General features: G+C 56.0%; 17 protein-coding genes. 4 read left to right on the forward strand and 13 right to left on the reverse strand.

Annotated elements, in window-relative coordinates:
* Window positions 1–123: 123 nt before the first annotated feature.
* The 3 genes from TH2_RS07460 to TH2_RS07470 all read right to left on the reverse strand — a co-directional run bounded on the left by TH2_RS07460 (window position 124) and on the right by TH2_RS07470 (window position 3,795).
* Entirely contained in the window at window positions 124–1,434 is a 1,311-nt protein-coding gene (locus TH2_RS07460) for an ABC transporter substrate-binding protein (protein ID WP_040823061.1), read from the reverse strand.
* A gap of 198 nt (window positions 1,435–1,632) precedes the next feature.
* Complete coding sequence (locus tag TH2_RS07465) at window positions 1,633–2,583, reverse strand: sugar-binding transcriptional regulator (RefSeq protein WP_008889802.1); 951 nt, start codon at window positions 2,581–2,583, stop codon at window positions 1,633–1,635.
* Window positions 2,584–2,772: 189 nt separating this feature from the next.
* Window positions 2,773–3,795 (reverse strand): aspartate-semialdehyde dehydrogenase, encoded by a 1,023-nt coding sequence (locus TH2_RS07470; protein ID WP_008889803.1) that lies wholly within the window; start codon window positions 3,793–3,795, stop codon window positions 2,773–2,775.
* 449 nt (window positions 3,796–4,244) lie between these two features.
* Here TH2_RS07470 and TH2_RS07475 point away from each other — a divergent pair, with 449 nt between their 5' ends.
* The 4 genes from TH2_RS07475 (at window position 4,245) to sigJ (ending at window position 7,695) form a co-directional block, all read left to right on the forward strand.
* Window positions 4,245–5,468: an SAM-dependent methyltransferase gene (locus tag TH2_RS07475; RefSeq protein ID WP_008889804.1), complete on the forward strand. Its 1,224-nt coding sequence runs from the start codon at window positions 4,245–4,247 to the stop codon at window positions 5,466–5,468.
* Between the two features lie 235 nt (window positions 5,469–5,703).
* Window positions 5,704–6,120 carry a hypothetical protein gene (locus tag TH2_RS07480; protein ID WP_008889805.1) on the forward strand — a complete coding sequence of 139 codons (417 nt, stop codon included), beginning with the start codon at window positions 5,704–5,706 and terminating at the stop codon, window positions 6,118–6,120.
* Between the two features lie 134 nt (window positions 6,121–6,254).
* On the forward strand, window positions 6,255–6,689 hold the full coding sequence (locus tag TH2_RS07485) for a carboxymuconolactone decarboxylase family protein (RefSeq protein ID WP_008889806.1): 435 nt from the start codon (window positions 6,255–6,257) through the stop codon (window positions 6,687–6,689).
* Window positions 6,690–6,792: 103 nt separating this feature from the next.
* A complete protein-coding gene (gene sigJ, locus TH2_RS07490; protein WP_040823064.1) occupies window positions 6,793–7,695 on the forward strand; it encodes an RNA polymerase sigma factor SigJ in 903 nt (300 codons plus the stop codon).
* A gap of 56 nt (window positions 7,696–7,751) precedes the next feature.
* Here sigJ and leuB read toward each other — a convergent pair whose 3' ends face one another.
* The 10 genes from leuB to panC all read right to left on the reverse strand — a co-directional run bounded on the left by leuB (window position 7,752) and on the right by panC (window position 16,729).
* On the reverse strand, window positions 7,752–8,855 hold the full coding sequence (gene leuB, locus TH2_RS07495; RefSeq protein WP_008889808.1) for a 3-isopropylmalate dehydrogenase: 1,104 nt from the start codon (window positions 8,853–8,855) through the stop codon (window positions 7,752–7,754).
* Window positions 8,856–8,936: 81 nt separating this feature from the next.
* Window positions 8,937–9,548: a 3-isopropylmalate dehydratase small subunit gene (gene leuD, locus TH2_RS07500; RefSeq protein WP_008889809.1), complete on the reverse strand. Its 612-nt coding sequence runs from the start codon at window positions 9,546–9,548 to the stop codon at window positions 8,937–8,939.
* 4 nt (window positions 9,549–9,552) lie between these two features.
* Window positions 9,553–9,741, reverse strand: a complete 189-nt coding sequence (locus TH2_RS07505; protein ID WP_008889810.1) for a hypothetical protein — start codon at window positions 9,739–9,741, stop codon at window positions 9,553–9,555.
* A 12-nt stretch (window positions 9,742–9,753) separates the two neighbouring features.
* Entirely contained in the window at window positions 9,754–11,160 is a 1,407-nt protein-coding gene (gene leuC / locus TH2_RS07510; RefSeq protein WP_008889811.1) for a 3-isopropylmalate dehydratase large subunit, read from the reverse strand.
* Window positions 11,161–11,705: 545 nt separating this feature from the next.
* Window positions 11,706–12,110, reverse strand: coding sequence for a 50S ribosomal protein L19 (gene rplS / locus TH2_RS07515; RefSeq protein ID WP_008889812.1), 405 nt, complete (start codon window positions 12,108–12,110; stop codon window positions 11,706–11,708).
* A gap of 3 nt (window positions 12,111–12,113) precedes the next feature.
* Entirely contained in the window at window positions 12,114–12,830 is a 717-nt protein-coding gene (gene trmD, locus TH2_RS07520) for a tRNA (guanosine(37)-N1)-methyltransferase TrmD (RefSeq protein WP_008889813.1), read from the reverse strand.
* A 3-nt stretch (window positions 12,831–12,833) separates the two neighbouring features.
* The gene (rimM, locus tag TH2_RS07525) at window positions 12,834–13,508 is read right to left on the reverse strand and encodes a ribosome maturation factor RimM (protein ID WP_008889814.1); all 675 of its coding nucleotides are present in this window, start codon (window positions 13,506–13,508) and stop codon (window positions 12,834–12,836) included.
* Window positions 13,509–13,555: 47 nt separating this feature from the next.
* Window positions 13,556–13,969 carry a 30S ribosomal protein S16 gene (gene rpsP / locus TH2_RS07530; RefSeq protein WP_008889815.1) on the reverse strand — a complete coding sequence of 138 codons (414 nt, stop codon included), beginning with the start codon at window positions 13,967–13,969 and terminating at the stop codon, window positions 13,556–13,558.
* Window positions 13,970–14,118: 149 nt separating this feature from the next.
* On the reverse strand, window positions 14,119–15,606 hold the full coding sequence (gene ffh / locus TH2_RS07535) for a signal recognition particle protein (RefSeq protein ID WP_008889816.1): 1,488 nt from the start codon (window positions 15,604–15,606) through the stop codon (window positions 14,119–14,121).
* A gap of 265 nt (window positions 15,607–15,871) precedes the next feature.
* A complete protein-coding gene (panC, locus tag TH2_RS07540) occupies window positions 15,872–16,729 on the reverse strand; it encodes a pantoate--beta-alanine ligase (RefSeq protein ID WP_008889817.1) in 858 nt (285 codons plus the stop codon).
* Window positions 16,730–16,742 lie beyond the last annotated feature (13 nt).

A 16,742-nucleotide genomic window follows, 5' to 3' on the forward strand; every position in this document is an offset into this window, starting at 1 on the left:
AGCCTAGTCTTTAAGGGAAAAAAAGGGTGGTGTGTTTTGCAACCACCACCCAAGTTTCTCTCAGGTCAAGGAGGTTCAGACCGGACGTCGCATCAAGGACGGAAGTCCGGTCTGGGTAGTGTATCAGTAGTAACCGGCCTTGCGCATGGTGCGATCAGTGCTGGACTGTGCGGCCGAAAGGGCCTCTTCAACACTCATCTGACCAGCAAGGGCTGCGGAGAACTGCTGACCGACCGTGGTGCCGATACCCTGGAATTCAGGGATTGCAGCGAACTGAACACCAACATAGGGCTTCGGTTCCAGGGTCGAGTTGATCGGGTCTGCGCTGTCGATCGCCAGAAGGGTCTCGTCTGCGAACGGTGCCGCTTCAAGATATTTCGGGTTCTGATAAAGCGACATACGGGTGCCCGGCGGTACGTTTGCCCAACCTTCTTTGGAGGCAACCAGTTCCAGATAGGCTTTCGAGGTTGCCCAGGAGATGAACTTCTGAGCAGCTTCTACTTTCTGGGAACCCATCGGAATGCCAAGGTTCCAAGCCCAGAGCCAGTTCGCACCGGTGCAGGTTACAGCGCACGGAGCTTCGGTGAAGCCGACCTTGTCTGCAACTTTGGATTCTTTGGGGTTGGTTACGAAGGATGCCGCAACGGTGGCGTCAATCCACATGCCGCACTTGCCGGAGTTGAACAGCGAAAGGTTTTCGTTAAAGCCGTTCGAGGTCGCACCGGGAGGACCGTAGTTACCAAGGACGTTGGTATACATATCGAGTGCATTTTTCCACTCGGCACTGTCGAAGGTCGGGTTCCAGTTCTCGTCGAACAGGCGTGCACCAAAGGCATTGCCCATGGTGGTGATCAGCGCCATGTTTTCACCCCAGCCGGCCTTGCCACGCAGGCAGATGCCATAGACACCTTCGTCAGGCTTGTGGAGTTTCTTGGCGATTTCAAGGGTCTGGTCCCAGGTCAGACGACCGTTGATTTCAATACCGGCAGCTTCGAACAGGTCGGTGCGGTACATCATCATCGAGCTTTCGCCGTAGAACGGTGCAGCATAAAGCTGACCATCGTTGGAAACGGCAGAGCGGATCGCAGGCATCAGGTCATCGACGTCATAGTCGGAACCAAGATTATCGAGCGGTGCGAGCCAGCCTTTTTCAGCCCAGATCGGCACTTCGTAGGTACCAATGGTCATGACGTCATACTGACCGCCTTTGGTGGCGATGTCAGTGGTAACGCGCTGACGCAGGGTGTTTTCCTCGAGCGTGACCCACTCAAGGGAAATGTCAGGATTCTTGGAGGTGAAATCATCCGTCAGCTTCTGCATGCGGATCATGTCACCGTTGTTGACGGTAGCGATGGTCAGTTTCGTTTCGGCATTGGCGTGTGCAACACCGCCTGCCAGCAGCGCACAAAGCGCTACTCCCATTACGCGTTTCATATTTCCTCCCAAAGGACTATTTACCCGCTGAGCAACTTCGGTTGCCCACATTGATCATTTGTTCAGGTAATGAGCATTCACTCAATTTCACCATTGCTTGTCAAACAAAATCGTTTTTGCGGCGCACAAAGAAACGCCCTGCCAATATGGGTGGCAGGGCGCAGAACTATTTGCTGTGTGGGTGAAAAATGCCGCGTGCTAGCGCAGCAAACTTTCCGCAGTGGCTTCGTCGGTAATCAGCGTTGAAATCAGTTGGCCACGCATCGCACCGCGAATCGCGGCGACTTTTTTCGCACCCTTGGCGACCGCAATGGTATTGGTTGCGGGCTGAACAGCCGGCGCGCTGGTGACACAGTGATTGACCGGATGATCGAGGATATTGCCGTCCTGATCAAACGACCAACTGATCACTTCGCCGATGCCGCCACTTTCGCGCAGCGATACCAGCTCGTCTTTCGAGATAAAGCCGTCAATATGCAGCGGTGCATCATCGCCCAGATGCCCGACCCCGATAAAGCGGATGTCGGCTTCGCGCGCGAGTTTGAGGATATTGTCCATCGGGGGCTGTTGCTGCATGCGTTCGCGCATCTGTGGATCGGCGATGATAACCGGGATCGGCAGCGGGTAATGCGGCGCACGGGTGCGGTCGGCAAGATCCGTCACCGCGTCATAGAAACTCGCCGCCCCGTCATGGGCGATGGTGCCGACCAGGGAGACGATCTTGTGATGATAGGTATCAATACGCCCGATTTCATCGACCATGGCGCGCATGGCGCGCCCAGTACCGAGTGCGATGATTTTTGGCTCGGTGGAATGGAGCGCACGTTCGAGATAGTTTGCCGCGGCCTGCGCCATGCCAAACATTGCATCGGGGGCGGCCGGATCGGTTGGCACCACATCGCAACCAGCAATGCCATAGGTCTCGCAGATCGCCTTGCCCAGTTCCATGCAACGCGCAATCGGGTGATCAAGGCGAACCTTTACCAGCCCCTCGCTGACGGCAGCAGATACCAGACGCTGTGCGGTCGGGCGTGACACGCCAAGCTTCTGGGCGATTTCATCTTGCGTGTTACCAGCACAATAATAAAGCCAGCCAGCGCGGGCTGCTTCATCGAGGCGGGCCGCTTCCTTGCGGGTGCGTTTGACCATCTCATTCCCCGGACTTTTTGATCCGTTGCCAAAAGGCGAACAGGTATTTTTTGCTTTTGAAAATTTGTCTTCTTTTTCCCTAGCGCCTTTTTTTGCCTCTGACCAGCATCTTGCCGGGATATGGAACGACAAAACCCGCCCATGACAGGCGGGTTTTGTTGGAAATCTGTTGCGGATCCAAGGGATCGCTTATTTCTTCGGCAGGAATTCTGCGACCAGTTTTTCGGCAATCTGAACCGCGTTCAGGGCGGCACCCTTGCGCAGGTTGTCGCCAACGCACCAAAGCGACAGGCCGTTTGCGACCGTCGGGTCCTTTCGCACGCGCGAGACAAAGACATTGTCCTCGCCCTGGACTTCCTGCGGGGTGACATAGCCTTCGTCCTGACGGTAATCGACAACCGAAACACCGGGGAAGTTTTTCATCGCCTTGCGGGCTTCTTCGACCGTGATCGGTTTTTCAAACTCGATATTGACCGCTTCGCCATGGCCGACAAAGACCGGGACGCGCACGCAGGTGGCGTGGACTGCGATTTCCGGTGCAAGAATTTTGCGGGTCTCGACCGACATTTTCCATTCTTCGCGGGTCGCGCCATCATCCATGAAATTGTCGATATGCGGGATGACGTTAAAGGCGATCTGTTTGGTGAATTCCTCCTTCTTGGGCGGATCATTCACATAGATGCCTTTGGTCTGGTTAAACAACTCGTCCATGGCGGCACGACCGGCACCCGACACCGACTGATAGGTCGCAACAACGATGCGTTTGATCGTGGCGATGTCATGAAGCGGCTTAAGGGCCAGCACCATCTGAATGGTCGAGCAGTTCGGATTGGCAATGATGTTCTTTTTGGCGTATCCGGCGAGCGCATCGCCATTGACCTCGGGCACGACCAGCGGAACACCCGGTTCCATGCGCCAATAGCTGGAATTGTCGATGACAACGCAGCCTGCCTCGGCGGCCTTGGGGGCCAGTTTCTTGGCGGTTTCACCACCGGCCGAGAACAGGGCGATATCGGCCTTTGAGAAATCAAAGGTTGCGGCATCGAGAACACTGATCTGGTCATCTTCGCCATAGCCTACGGTGCGCCCGATAGATTTCGACGATGCCAGCGCAAAGATTTCATCTGCCGGGAATTTGCGTTCGGCAAGGGTGTTAAGCATCTCGCGCCCGACATTTCCGGTCGCGCCGACAACGGCGATTTTGTAGCCCATCAGGGTGCCTCTTTCAGTCTTGTCGGCATGGTGATCAAAATGGTGCCAGAACGGGAAAACCCCGTGCGACAACGGATGACGCAGCGACCATGCCTTTGGGTAATGTCTGATAATCTGCGGCGAGATGTAAGGGTTTCTCGGCGATTGCGCAAGCATGTCGTTGCCAATGTGATCATGATTACTACTTGAGATCGCAGAAAAATCTGGCAGAATTACCAAAGGGGTTCATGTAGCGAACCTGAAATCAGAAACGTTTTGCATCTTGCCAGGTTGATTTCTGAATTTCTGCCTGGTTGGCGTCCACGCCACCGATGTGACCACCTGACGATCCTCCGGACGGCCAGACAAAACGATCCTGATCACGGGTTCAATACAGATATGCGGCATTGCTGCATATGGGGCGATCACTATTCGGACTTTTATCAAAAGGACGGCCAATGACGTACCCGATGAGTTTGGATTGGACACAGAAAAAGGTTCTCGATTTCTTTCGGGAACATGTCACGCGCGGGACTTTGGTATTCCGTGTGGATGACAAGCACGAGATCGTGCTGGGAGATGGATCAGAACCGCGGGCGGGTATGACCGTCCCGGATTGGACCAACACACTTAAAATGGCACTGAGCCCGGACCCGGGCTTTGGCGAAGCCTTCATGCATGGCGGGTTCGACCTTGTGAACTGCGAGATGGAGGACCTGATCAAGGTGCTGCGTCTTAATTTCGAAGGCGGGCATTCGACCAGCGGGTTTGGCAGCTTTATTGAAAAGCTGCAGGCGCTGAAATTCCAGATCGGGCAGTTTACATCTGTCCGGGCCGCGTCGCACCGCGTGCGCCATCACTATGATATCGGCAATGATCTTTACACCCGGTTCCTTGATCCGGAGATGCAATATTCATGTGCCTTCTGGGATGATGGGGCCCAGACCCTTGAAGAAGCCCAGCATCGGAAAATGAGCCTGACCACCCAGCGTCTCAAGATCAATGAGCCGGGCCTGCGTGTGGTCGATATCGGTTGCGGCTGGGGCGGTTTAAGCCGTTTTATCCACCGTGAAACCGGGGCCGAGGTGCATGGCATCACGCTTTCGACCGAACAATATAACTGGGCGCAGGAAAAACGTTCCGAGATGGGCGGCAATATGAAGGCGGGGCTTGATTACCACCTGCTGGATTATCGGCTGTTTGCCGATGCCAATGCCGGGAAGTACGACCGGGTGGTATCGGTCGGCATGTTTGAACATGTCGGTCGCCATCAGTTCAAAACCTATTTCGAAAAGGTCAGTGAGTTGCTTAAGGCCGGTGGGCGGGCTGTGATCCATACCATCATCAAACCGCGGGCTGAGTTTACCTCGCCGTGGATTGATAAATATATCTTCCCCGGCGGGTACATTCCGGCGGTGCATGAAGTGATCGAGGCAGCCGAACATGCCAACCTGACGGTAGAGGCCTCAAACTTCCATGCGGGTCGCAACTATGCCCAAACCCTGATTGCGTGGCGCGATCGGTTCCGTAAAGTCGCCGATGAGCTTGATCCGGAAAAGTACGACGAAGAATTCAAACGCATGTGGGAATTCTATCTGGCTGGATGCATCAATGCCTTTGACGCGGGCGAGGGCGGCGGCGGCATGCGGGTCGGCCAGTTCGTCTTTACCAAGCCGGGCTTTGAATATGCCTAAAGAAACAGGGCGGGGAGCGATGGTTTCCCGCCCTGTTTGTTTTCTGCTTGCTGCTTCCCATATTCAATAATGAGCCGTGCGACCCTGTTGCGGCAAAATGCACTGCATGACTGCAAATCAAAATCAAAACAAAGAAGATCAAAGACGTGCCTGCAAACCAAGCCACATCGCGTGATGGACCGGCACGACAGATGTGAAAAGCGGAAAACCGATCATTCTGTCGGGAGGAAACGACATGTTTGAAATGATCAGCCGGGATGACGCGACCCGCGCCAGAGGCGGTGATACGGCACTTGCACCGCATATCGGACGGCCAGAGGACTATGTCCGGGCCCTGGCCGAAATTGAAATGTCGAGCTGCGAACGCGATATGCTGCGTGCGCACGCCAAAGCACCGGGGCGCAAGATTACCGGGCTGAAGCTGGCCGAGACGGTCGGGCATTTCGGATGCCGTATTGGCAATAAGAAGTATGGCCGGCTTGCCGCCAAGATCGCGGCCGCAGCAGACCTTCCGATTTGCAAGAGTGATGTCAGTGATTATCTGGCGTCTATATTCACCCTTGCCGATGGCACGCAAAGCGATGGCGAGGACTGGACATGGGTGATGCATGACAATGTCGCCCGTGCGCTTGCGGATGCGGGCATCGTCTGAAATCCCGGATTGCTGATTTCATAAATTTCGAATTTTGCGGACGGGTCGTGTAACGCGGGCCGCCCGTGTTTCGTCCTTGTGGGCAGAGGGGAGAACTTCCCCCGTTATTCCTCGTGTCACCAAGGAGAATTGCCATGACCCGCTTTGCCTTTCATGAAGTCAGCCCGAAACTGTTTCAGGCCCAGTTTGACCTTGCCACCAAGCTTGGCGAGAACCCGCTGATTGCACCCGTGCTGCGTGACCTTATTGAGTGCCGGGTATCGCAGATCAATGGCTGTGCCTATTGCGTTCGGATGCATTCTGACAGCTTTGCCAAACATGGCGGCGATCCGGTCAAGCTTGCGATGTTGCCGGTTTGGCAGAGTGCCGAAGGGTTTAGCGCGGCAGAGCGTGCGGCACTGGCATGGGCCGAATGCCTGACCCGGGCGGAATGCCAAGTCACGATTTCGAAATGCCATCGCGTGCTTCTTGATCATTTCGAGGAAGCCGAGATTTCGGAGCTGACCTGCGTCATTGCCACGATGAATGCATGGAACCGGTTGGGCATTGCGCAGCATGAATTTGCGTGATCGTCGTAAGCTTCCTGACGGAGGCGTAAAAACCCCTTACAATCGGAGACACACAGCGATACGGGATTTCCCCGTATCGCTTCACGCGTTTGGTGGGACATCTGTGGCAGATCGGGTTTTTGAACAACACAGGGCACGGTTGACCGCGTTGGCTTATCGCATGCTGGGCAGTCACGCCGATGCCGAGGATGCGGTTCAGGATGTCTGGCTGCGGTGGCGCAATCAGGATCTTGAGACGATCAATGACGCCACCGGCTGGCTTGTCCGGGTGTGCAGCAATATCTGCCTCGATGTTTTGAAATCAGCCCGCCGCCAGCGCGAAAACTATGTCGGTCAGTGGTTGCCAGAACCGTGGTTGCCGCCCGAACAACCCAAAGCCGAAACGCAACTGATCGAGCAGGACGGCCTTGGGCAGGCTTATATGTTGATGCTTGAACGTCTTGCACCGGTGGAGCGGGTGGCACTTGTGCTGCATGAAGTTTTTGACTGGATGCATGACGATATCGCCCCCCTGATCGAACGCACGCCGAATAATACCCGTCAGATCCTGTTCCGCGCCCGGCGCAAGATGCAGCGCGACAGTGATCGCGATGCGACGCCCGAACCGAATGCAACGGCCTGTGATCGGGATCGGCTGGATGCTTTTGTCACGGCCATCGGAACGAGTGACGTGGGGCGGTTACTAGATCTGCTGGCACCTGACGTGATTTTGCATTCCGATGGTGGGGGCAAGGCACTGGCGACGGCAAATCCGCTGTTTGGTGCGGACCATGTATCGCGGTTCTTTCTTGGTGTCTGGGGCAAGCGCAGTCCGGGCGAGCGCATCTTTGGCGTCACGATCAAGGATCAATGCTGGATCCTTATGGCCGAAGACGGTGTTGTGGCAACCGCACTCTGCGCGACCGAACGCGACGGGAAGATTGTTGATCTGTTTGTTCATCGAAATCCGGACAAGCTGGCGCTGTTTTCCGGCATTCTTGCCGAAGCTGTCGAGATTGCCCATTAACGCAAAAAGGCCGGATCAAAATCCGGCCTTTTTAATATCGGGATCGTTGGAAACGATCAGACGAGCTTGTCGAGTTCGCTGATCAGCGATTCACCCATAACCGTGGTCGAAACCTTGGCCATGCCCGGCTGCATGATGTCTGCTGTACGCAGGCCGCCCTTAAGGACGTTCTGTACCGCGTCTTCGATCAGGGTGGCATCGTCGCCCATGTCAAACGAATAGCGCAGCATCATGGCGAAGGACAGGATGGTTGCCAGCGGGTTGGCGATGTCCTGACCAGCGATGTCCGGGGCAGAGCCATGTACCGGCTCGTAAAGCGCCTTGCGCGCACCGTTTGCGTCGGCCGCACCAAGGGATGCAGACGGCAGCATACCAAGCGATCCGGTCAGCATGGCGGCACAATCGGAAAGAATGTCGCCAAACATGTTGGTGGTGACCATCACGTCAAACTGTTTCGGGTTACGCACGAGCTGCATGGCGGCGTTATCGACATACATGTGGCTCAGTTCGACTTCCGGGAAGTCCTTGGCAACACGTTCGACAACTTCGCGCCACAGAACGGTGGATTCCAGAACGTTGGCCTTGTCGACAGAGCACAGGCGCTTGTTACGTTTCATTGCCATGTCAAAGGCAACGCGTGCGATGCGTTCGACTTCCGGCTCGGAATAGACCAGCGTGTTGAAGCCGTGACGGACACCGTCGCGTTCTTCGATGCCGCGCGGCTGACCGAAATAGATGCCACCGGTCAGTTCACGCAGGATCATGATATCAAGACCCTTAACGACGTCTTCTTTAAGCGTCGATGCACCAACAAGGGCGTCAAACACCAGTGCCGGACGCAGGTTGGCAAACAGGCCCATTTCCTTACGGATTTTGAGCAAGCCACGTTCCGGTTTGATGTCGAACGGCATGTCGTCCCATTTCGGACCACCAACAGCACCCAGCAAAACAGCGTCGGCTGCCATGGCATCCGCAAGCGTTTCGTCGGTCAGCGGGTTTTTATGGGCATCAATGGATGCGCCGCCGATCAGACCTTCGGTGATTTCGAAATTCACGCTGCGCTTTTTCGCCATCCAGTCCATGACGCGCTGAACCTGACGCATGACTTCCGGGCCAATTCCGTCGCCCGGCAGCATCAGTACTTTTTTGGTGGTGCTCATAAATGCTTCCTTCCCAGATTTTTTGGGGCCGCTCACCCCGTAACGATCAGAAAACGGGCGGCAAACCGATGTTTTTTGCAATTACAGCGACAGCCAGGGCTGCGATGCAGCGCGCTTGGCTTCGAAATCGTTGATGGCATCGGCCTTCTGCAGGGTCAGGCCAATGTCGTCGAGGCCATTCAGCAGGCAATGCTTGCGGAATTCTTCGACTTCAAACTTGATGCAGCCGCCGTCCGGACCGGTGATTTCCTGATTTTCAAGATCAACCGTGACAGTGGCATTGGCACCGCGTTCGGCATCGGCCATCAGTTTGTCGACATCTTCCTGCGGCAGACGGATCGGAAGGATGCCGTTCTTAAAGCAGTTGTTATAAAAAATGTCGGCAAAGCTCGGTGCGATCACGCAGCGAATGCCGAAATCAAGCAGCGACCACGGTGCATGTTCACGCGACGAGCCACAGCCGAAATTGTCACCCGATACGAGGATTTTGGCATTGCGATAGGCCGGTTTGTTCAGAACGAAATCCGGGATTTCGTTGCCGTTATCGTCGTAACGCATTTCATCAAACAGGTTCTTGCCAAGGCCCGAACGTTTGATGGTTTTGAGGAACTGTTTGGGAATGATCATGTCGGTATCGACATTGATCATCGGCAGCGGTGCTGCAACACCGGTGAGCTTGGTGAATTTTTCCATTATCTTATCCCTTGCTTCCAGTTTCCCAGGCCAGACCGAGTGCTTCGATCAATTCTTCGGTCGCGTCGAGTTCCTGGGCCACGAAGTCCGGCAGGTTGATGCCGGTCAGTTGCGGCAGGAGGTGCTCAAGCACGGGTGCGCGGCCCAGACGAGGGGCACTTTCGCGGAAATTGATCAATGTGTGATCGGCCATGGGGAACCTTCCTTAACCGAGTTTGCGAATGTCGGTCAGATGACCGGTGATCGCAGCCGCAGCTGCCATGGCCGGGCTGACGAGGTGGGTACGACCACCACGGCCCTGACGGCCTTCGAAGTTACGGTTCGAGGTCGAAGCGCAACGCTCGCCCGGGGCCAGACGGTCCGGGTTCATCGCCAGACACATCGAGCAGCCCGGCTCACGCCAGTCAAAGCCTGCTTCGATGAAGATCTCATGCAGGCCTTCTGCCTCTGCCTGTTCTTTCACAAGGCCGGAGCCCGGAACGATCATGGCATTGACGGTTTCTGCAACCTTGCGGCCCTTGGCGACTTCGGCAACAGCACGCAGGTCTTCGATACGACCGTTGGTGCAAGAACCGATAAAGACGCGGTCGATCTTGATTTCCTCGATCGGGGTGCCGGCGGTCAGACCCATATATTCCAGCGAACGGGCAATGGCCTTTTGCTTGCCGGCATCCTTGCCGTCAGACGGGAACGGAACGGTGCCGGTAACCGGAACGACGTCTTCCGGGCTGGTGCCCCAGGTAACCTGCGGGACGATTTCGGCGGCATCGATTTCGACAATCTTGTCGTAATGTGCGCCTTCGTCAGACGGCAGGGTCTTCCAGTATTCAACAGCCTGCTCGAACGCGGCGCCTTTCGGCGCCATCGGGCGGCCCTTGATATATTCAAAGGTTTTTTCGTCCGGGGCGATCAGGCCTGCGCGCGCGCCGCCTTCGATCGACATGTTGCAGACCGTCATGCGGCCTTCAACCGACAGCGAACGGATGGCCGAGCCAGCATATTCGATGACATAGCCGGTGCCGCCAGCAGTGCCGATGCGACCGATGATCGCAAGGGTGATGTCCTTGGCGGTTACACCCGGATGCAGATCGCCTTCGACCTTGACCAGCATGTTTTTGGCCGGTTTCTGAACCAGCGTCTGGGTGGCCAGAACGTGTTCAACTTCGGACGTACCGATACCAAATGCCAGCGCGCCAAATGCGCCATGGGTAGAGGTGTGGCTGTCACCGCAAACCATGGTCACGCCAGGAAGGGTAAAGCCTTCTTCCGGGCCGACGATGTGCACGATGCCCTGACGGAGATCGTTCATCGGGAAATAGTGAATGCCGGTGTCTTTGGCGTTCTGGTCAAGGGTTTCAACCTGAATGCGGCTGTCTTCTTCCTTGATGCCTTCGGAACGGTCAGAGGTCGGAACGTTGTGATCAGGCACGGCGAGCGTCAATTCCGGATGGCGCACTTTGCGGCCCGAATTGCGCAGACCTTCGAAGGCCTGCGGGCTGGTCACTTCGTGGACGAGATGACGGTCAATATAAAGCAGGCAGGTACCATCATCCTGCGTGTCGACCACATGGCTTTCCCAAATCTTGTCAAAAAGGGTTTTAGGTTGACCCATCTCGACCTCCTCATAATACATCGATCTTTTGAGCAGCAACGATCAAGCCGCTGGGTGCGGTTCTGAATGGGACGAAGATCGCTGCGATACCTGCTTTTGACGGCGGGTGGGGCTTGGCGTTTCTCCGGCGCAACCGGCTTTATCCGGTTTGCGAAATTTTATTATCCAGAACCACGCGGGTTTGTTCGTTTTTGCCGCGGGAGTGCCTTTATACACGCCGCCTTCCAAATCGCAAGGTATCGGGCGCGTGTTTTTGGGTTATGCACACTTTTAAATAGAGTGTGCCGTTTTACAGCATCCCAGAGTAGCCAAATCAGCGTGTAACGATATAGATAAGGGATATCTGATATAATGAAAGCTGATAAATTTATCGTCGGATTTCTGCGGGACTGCATTGTTTGAGGTTAAATCCGGCGATTCGCTATAATGCAACTAATGAGTGCATTAGGTGGTTTCTGGTCTCGCCCCGACCAGGGACCGGAAACGAAAACGGGCCCACCCGAAGGTGAGCCCGTCTTTGTTCTGATGCTGAAAACAGCGAAGAATTACTTCTTCTTGCGTTCTTCGGCGGTCAGTTTGCCTTTGTGGCCGGTGGTCTGCTCGGCGATACGTGCAGATTTACCGGTACGACCACGAAGGTAGTAGAGTTTCGCGCGACGTACGTCACCGCGGCGAACGACTTCGATTTTGTCGATGGCCGGGGAGTAAGACTGGAAGATACGCTCAACGCCTTCGCCCGATGCGATTTTACGCACGGTGAAGGAAGAGTTCAGGCCGCGGTTCTTACGCGCAATGCATACGCCTTCGAACTGCTGGATACGCTCACGGGTACCTTCAACGACTTTCAGGTGTACACGGACGGTATCACCTGCATCGAATTCCGGAACTTCGCGCTGCGCAACGATTTTGTCGAGCTGCTCTTTCTCGAGCTGCTGGATGATGTTGGTCATGGTTTAACCCTCTTTGATGTTCCCGTTTGCCACGTACCGGTCCCAAAGGTCCGGGCGTCGCGCGCGGGTAATTTCTTCTGCCTGAGCATGCCGCCAGGCTTGTACCTTGGCATGATGTCCGGAAAGCAAGATCTCCGGCACTTCACGCCCGTTCCAGTTGGCCGGGCGCGTGTAATGCGGATATTCAAGCAACCCGGTTTCAAAGCTTTCCTCGTCGACAGACTCGGTCTTGTTGACCGTTCCCTCGATGAGGCGAATGCACGATTCAATCAGGACCATGGCCGGCAGTTCGCCGCCCATGAGGATGTAATCACCGATGCTGATTTCCTCGGCCTCGTGTTCATCTAGAACCCGTTGGTCGATACCTTCGTAACGACCGCAAAGCAGGATGGCACCCGGGCCTGCTGCCAATTCGCGGCAGCGTTTCTGGTTCAGCACTTTTCCCCGCGGGCTGAGATAAATCAGCGGCAACTGCGGTGCAGAGCCACGCAATTCACGCAGGGCGGCGTCGACAATATCCGGGCGCATGACCATGCCGGCCCCGCCCCCGAAGGGATTGTCGTCTACAGTGCGGTGGCGGTCGGTTGCATGATCGCGGATGTCTTTGACATCAAGCGACCAGATCCCGTTTTCAAGCGCCTTGCCAGCCAAAGACTGACCAAGCACACCCGGAAACATTTCCGGGAACAGGGTTGCAACTTTTGCCTGCCACACAGACATCGATCAGGCCTCCTTCCCGCTGCCGGTCGCGGTTTCCGCGCCTACTGCATCTGCAGCAACGGCATCAGAATCGCGGTCGGCCTGAGAGTCTTTGCGGGGTTTGTTCGGACGACGGTTACGATTACCGGGTCCGTCCTCATCCTGCAGTAGCCCCTCGGGCGGATTTACCACCATCTTGCGTTCCGAAAGAATGACCTCGGGCACGACTTCCTTGGTGAAGGGAAGAACAACTACCTTGTTTTTGGCTTCTTCGAGCGCGACTTCGATTACGTCGCCAGCGCCAAAATCAGCCACACCCCGTACGGTGCCAAAAACCGAACCATCAATGTGGAACGCTTTCAGGCCGACAAGGTCAGCAAGGTAGAATTCATCTTCTTCAACCGTGTCAGGCAGTGCAGCACGCGGTACATGCAGCTTGGTGCCCCGCAGCCGTTCGGCAGCGTCCCGGTCGTCCACACCTTCGATCTTGGCGATCAACTGGTCGCGGACATGTCCGACAGGAGACAACTTGTATTTCACGCGTCCCTTGGCGTCGAACAACGGGCCGTAACCGACAAGGTTATCCGGATCGACGGTATAGCTTTTGACGCGCACGGCACCACGCACCCCGTGCGGGGCGGTGATCATGCCGACGCAGACATAAGCTTCGTCGTTTTTGGATTTGCGGGTATCAGCCATTTCGGTTCACAAGTTTCCGGTATCTGATCAAAGCGTGCGTTCAGCGATTACTCGCCTGCAGCTTCTTCTTCAGCAGGTGCTGCTGCTTCGGCAGCGGCTTCCGCAGCAGCGGCAGCAGCAGCTTCGGCTTTCTCAGCTTTCTCACGAAGACGTTCCTGAGCTTTCGCTTTCGGAGCAGACTTCTGCGGCTGTTCGGTCGGTTTGAACGCGTCAGCCAGGCCAGCTTTGCCCAGGAAACGTGCAACACGATCGGTCGGCTGTGCGCCAACGGACAGCCAGTATTTGATGCGCTCTTCTTTGAAGGTAACGCGGTTGTCAGCATCCTTCGGGAGCATCGGGTCGTAGGTACCGACGCGCTCGATGAAGCTGCCGTCACGCGGGGCACGAACGTCAGCAACTACGATACGGTAGTACGGACGCTTCTTGGCACCGCCACGGGAAAGACGAATCTTGACAGCCATTCGGATAAGTTCCTTTCAGCTTGGGTTTGTAGTCTTCTAAATCATGACCCCGAGGGGCCTATTCACTTGGTCTTTGATCCGGCCTTGTGGGCCGGTTTTGGTTCCTAAGAGGAATTCTTGAAGAACCCATTTCAGAACCGGGGGCTTGGCTATTTCTTTTTGCCGAACCCCGGGAATCCCGGAGGCAAGCCACCGCCGCCTCCCAATCCCGGCAACCCGGGCGGCAAACCGCCCCCGCCACCGGTAAATCCTTTTGGCAAGTTGTTGAGGTCGGGCATATCGCCGCCCTCAAGCATTGCCGGGTCCATTTTCGGCATGCCGCCAAACAGACCCTTTTTGCCCATCTTGCCCATCTTTTTGATCATGGTGGACATGGTCTGGTACTGCTTCAGAAGCTTGTTCACATCCTGAACCGTCAGACCACAGCCAGCGGCAATACGCTTTTTGCGCGATGCCTTGATCAGGGCCGGGTTTTCACGTTCTTTTGGCGTCATCGACAAGATGATCGCTTCCTGGTGGGTCAGAAGTTTGGGATCAAGCTTGGTCTGCGACATCTGTTTTTTCAGCGCGCCCATGCCCGGCAGCATCCCCATGATGCCGGAAAGATCACCCATTTTCTGAAGCTGTTTGAGCTGTGCCAGAAGGTCGTTCAGGTCAAACTGACCCTTGCGCAGCTTCTTGGCCATTTTCTCGGCGTCTTCGGCCTTGATGTTTTCGGCAGCCTTTTCAACCAGGCTGACAACATCGCCCATGCCAAGAATACGGTTGGCGATACGATCAGGATGGAAGGCTTCCATCTCGTCGATTTTTTCGCCGATACCGATCATCTTGATCGGGCAGCCGGTGATCTGACGCATCGAAAGGGCGGCACCACCGCGCGCATCACCATCCACACGGGTCAGAACGATACCGGTGATGCCGACCTTGTCGGCAAATTCCTTGGCAACGTTTACCGAGTCCTGACCGGTCATCGCATCGGTGACCAGAAGGGTCTCGACCGGGTTGACCGCATCACGGATCTGGGCGACTTCGCTCATCAGTTCCATGTCGATATGCAGACGACCGGCGGTATCAAGGATGACCGCGTCATAGCCTTCCTTGCGGCCGGTATCCATCGCGCGCTTGGCAATCGAAACCGGTTTCTCGCCCATGACGATCGGCAGAATGCCAAGACCGTTATCGTCGGCCAGCACTTTCAGCTGCTGCTGGGCGGCCGGACGATAGATATCAAGCGATGCCAGAAGGACTTTCTTGTTGCGCTTTTTGGTCAGGTTCAGCGCGATCTTGGCGGAACTGGTGGTTTTACCCGAACCCTGCAGACCGACCATCAGGATCGGAACCGGCGGGGTGGACGCGAGATTGATTTCCTCGCCTTCGCCCAGCATGTTTTTCAGTTCGTCATGGACGATCTTGACGACCATCTGGCCCGGCGTGACCGAGCGCAGAACATCAGCACCAACTGCACGTTCGGTGGCGTTGGAGATAAAGGTTTTAACGACCGGAAGTGCCACGTCCGCCTCAAGCAGGGCGACGCGTACTTCGCGCATGGCCTCCTTGACGTCGGATTCTTTCAGCGCGCCACGTTTGCGCAGCTTATCGAGAACCCCGCCAAGGCGATCGCTTAGTCCTTCAAACATTCCAAATCCCGTCTGTGTTGCTGGTGTTTCCACCGTGTGCGCACAAAAAACTAAAACCCAGTGCTCGAAACTCGAGGACTGGGGGAGTCACCTCTTGGGCGACCTTTGGTGGGGAGGGTTTATTGGATCAGGGGGTGGGAGTCAAGCGCAATCGGGCGCAAAAGCGCGTTATTCTGCGCTTTTCATCCTGTTTGCTGCGCAATCGGCGATTCCGCCACTGTGCCCGGGTGTTTAACCGGCAGTCATGCCCGGCCCATGCCCAGAATTACGCAGGCTCAATCGCGTGATTGTCAATTAGACGCGCTTTGCCAAGCCGGGCGGCAACAAAGATTCGGGCCGGTTTTGTCACCGTATCACTGATCAGTTCCAGCGTATCGGCATCGCGGACTTCAAGGTAGTCAATCGGATCAAACCCGGCAGAGAGGATATCTTCGCGCCCCCTGGCCAGAAGCGGGCCGAGTTCGGCGCCCTTGGCGGCCTTGGCAGTGATGTCACCCAAGACCTTGTTGAGTGTCGGGGCAATCGCACGTTCGTCAGGTGTCAGATAGCGGTTGCGCGATGACATCGCCAGACCGTCATTTTCACGCAGGATTTTGGCGCCGATGATCTCGACCGGAATGTTCAGATCCGTGCTGAAACGCCGGATGACCATCAGTTGCTGATAGTCTTTCTGTCCGAAAATCGCACAATCTGGCAGGGCCTGAAGCAGCAACTTGGTAACAACCTGTGCCACGCCATCAAAGTGGCCGGGGCGGGCCGCCCCACACAGCACATTGGTCATCGCGCCATCAACAGAGACCTTGGTGGCAAAGCCGTCGGGATACATTTCCTCGACCGAGGGAGCAAAGCACAGCTCCACCCCGGCGTCATCGAGCAGTTTCTGATCGGCGGGCAGGGTGCGGGGATAGGCGCCGAAATCCTCGTTCAGGGCGAACTGGGTCGGATTGACGAAAATCGAAACAATCACCCGGTCAGCATGTTCACGGGCAAGGTGTGTCAGGCTGATATGGCCATCATGAAGCGCGCCCATGGTCGGAACCAGGGCGACACGCAGGCCTTCGGCGCGCCAGTTGGCAACAGTCGCGCGCAGATCAGCGACAGTGTGAACAGTCGTAAGGGACATCGTTTTCGTCGTA

Origin of the sequence: Thalassospira profundimaris WP0211, from assembly GCF_000300275.1 — a bacterium.
Lineage (GTDB): Bacteria > Pseudomonadota > Alphaproteobacteria > Rhodospirillales > Thalassospiraceae > Thalassospira > Thalassospira profundimaris.

Excerpts from the sequence above, each read along its gene's own strand:
- rplS (WP_008889812.1), bottom strand. The coding sequence starts at position 12,110 with ATGACCAACATCATCCAGCAGCTCGAGAAAGAGCAGCTCGACAAAATC.
- trmD (WP_008889813.1), bottom strand. The coding sequence starts at position 12,830 with ATGTCTGTGTGGCAGGCAAAAGTTGCAACCCTGTTCCCGGAAATGTTT.
- TH2_RS07460 (WP_040823061.1), bottom strand. The coding sequence starts at position 1,434 with ATGAAACGCGTAATGGGAGTAGCGCTTTGTGCGCTGCTGGCAGGCGGT.
- TH2_RS07475 (WP_008889804.1), top strand. The coding sequence starts at position 4,245 with ATGAGTTTGGATTGGACACAGAAAAAGGTTCTCGATTTCTTTCGGGAA.
- leuC (WP_008889811.1), bottom strand. The coding sequence starts at position 11,160 with ATGGGTCAACCTAAAACCCTTTTTGACAAGATTTGGGAAAGCCATGTG.
- TH2_RS07465 (WP_008889802.1), bottom strand. The coding sequence starts at position 2,583 with ATGGTCAAACGCACCCGCAAGGAAGCGGCCCGCCTCGATGAAGCAGCC.
- TH2_RS07480 (WP_008889805.1), top strand. The coding sequence starts at position 5,704 with ATGTTTGAAATGATCAGCCGGGATGACGCGACCCGCGCCAGAGGCGGT.
- leuD (WP_008889809.1), bottom strand. The coding sequence starts at position 9,548 with ATGGAAAAATTCACCAAGCTCACCGGTGTTGCAGCACCGCTGCCGATG.
- panC (WP_008889817.1), bottom strand. The coding sequence starts at position 16,729 with ATGTCCCTTACGACTGTTCACACTGTCGCTGATCTGCGCGCGACTGTT.
- leuB (WP_008889808.1), bottom strand. The coding sequence starts at position 8,855 with ATGAGCACCACCAAAAAAGTACTGATGCTGCCGGGCGACGGAATTGGC.
- ffh (WP_008889816.1), bottom strand. The coding sequence starts at position 15,606 with ATGTTTGAAGGACTAAGCGATCGCCTTGGCGGGGTTCTCGATAAGCTG.
- TH2_RS07470 (WP_008889803.1), bottom strand. The coding sequence starts at position 3,795 with ATGGGCTACAAAATCGCCGTTGTCGGCGCGACCGGAAATGTCGGGCGC.
- TH2_RS07505 (WP_008889810.1), bottom strand. The coding sequence starts at position 9,741 with ATGGCCGATCACACATTGATCAATTTCCGCGAAAGTGCCCCTCGTCTG.
- rimM (WP_008889814.1), bottom strand. The coding sequence starts at position 13,508 with ATGGCTGATACCCGCAAATCCAAAAACGACGAAGCTTATGTCTGCGTC.
- TH2_RS07485 (WP_008889806.1), top strand. The coding sequence starts at position 6,255 with ATGACCCGCTTTGCCTTTCATGAAGTCAGCCCGAAACTGTTTCAGGCC.
- rpsP (WP_008889815.1), bottom strand. The coding sequence starts at position 13,969 with ATGGCTGTCAAGATTCGTCTTTCCCGTGGCGGTGCCAAGAAGCGTCCG.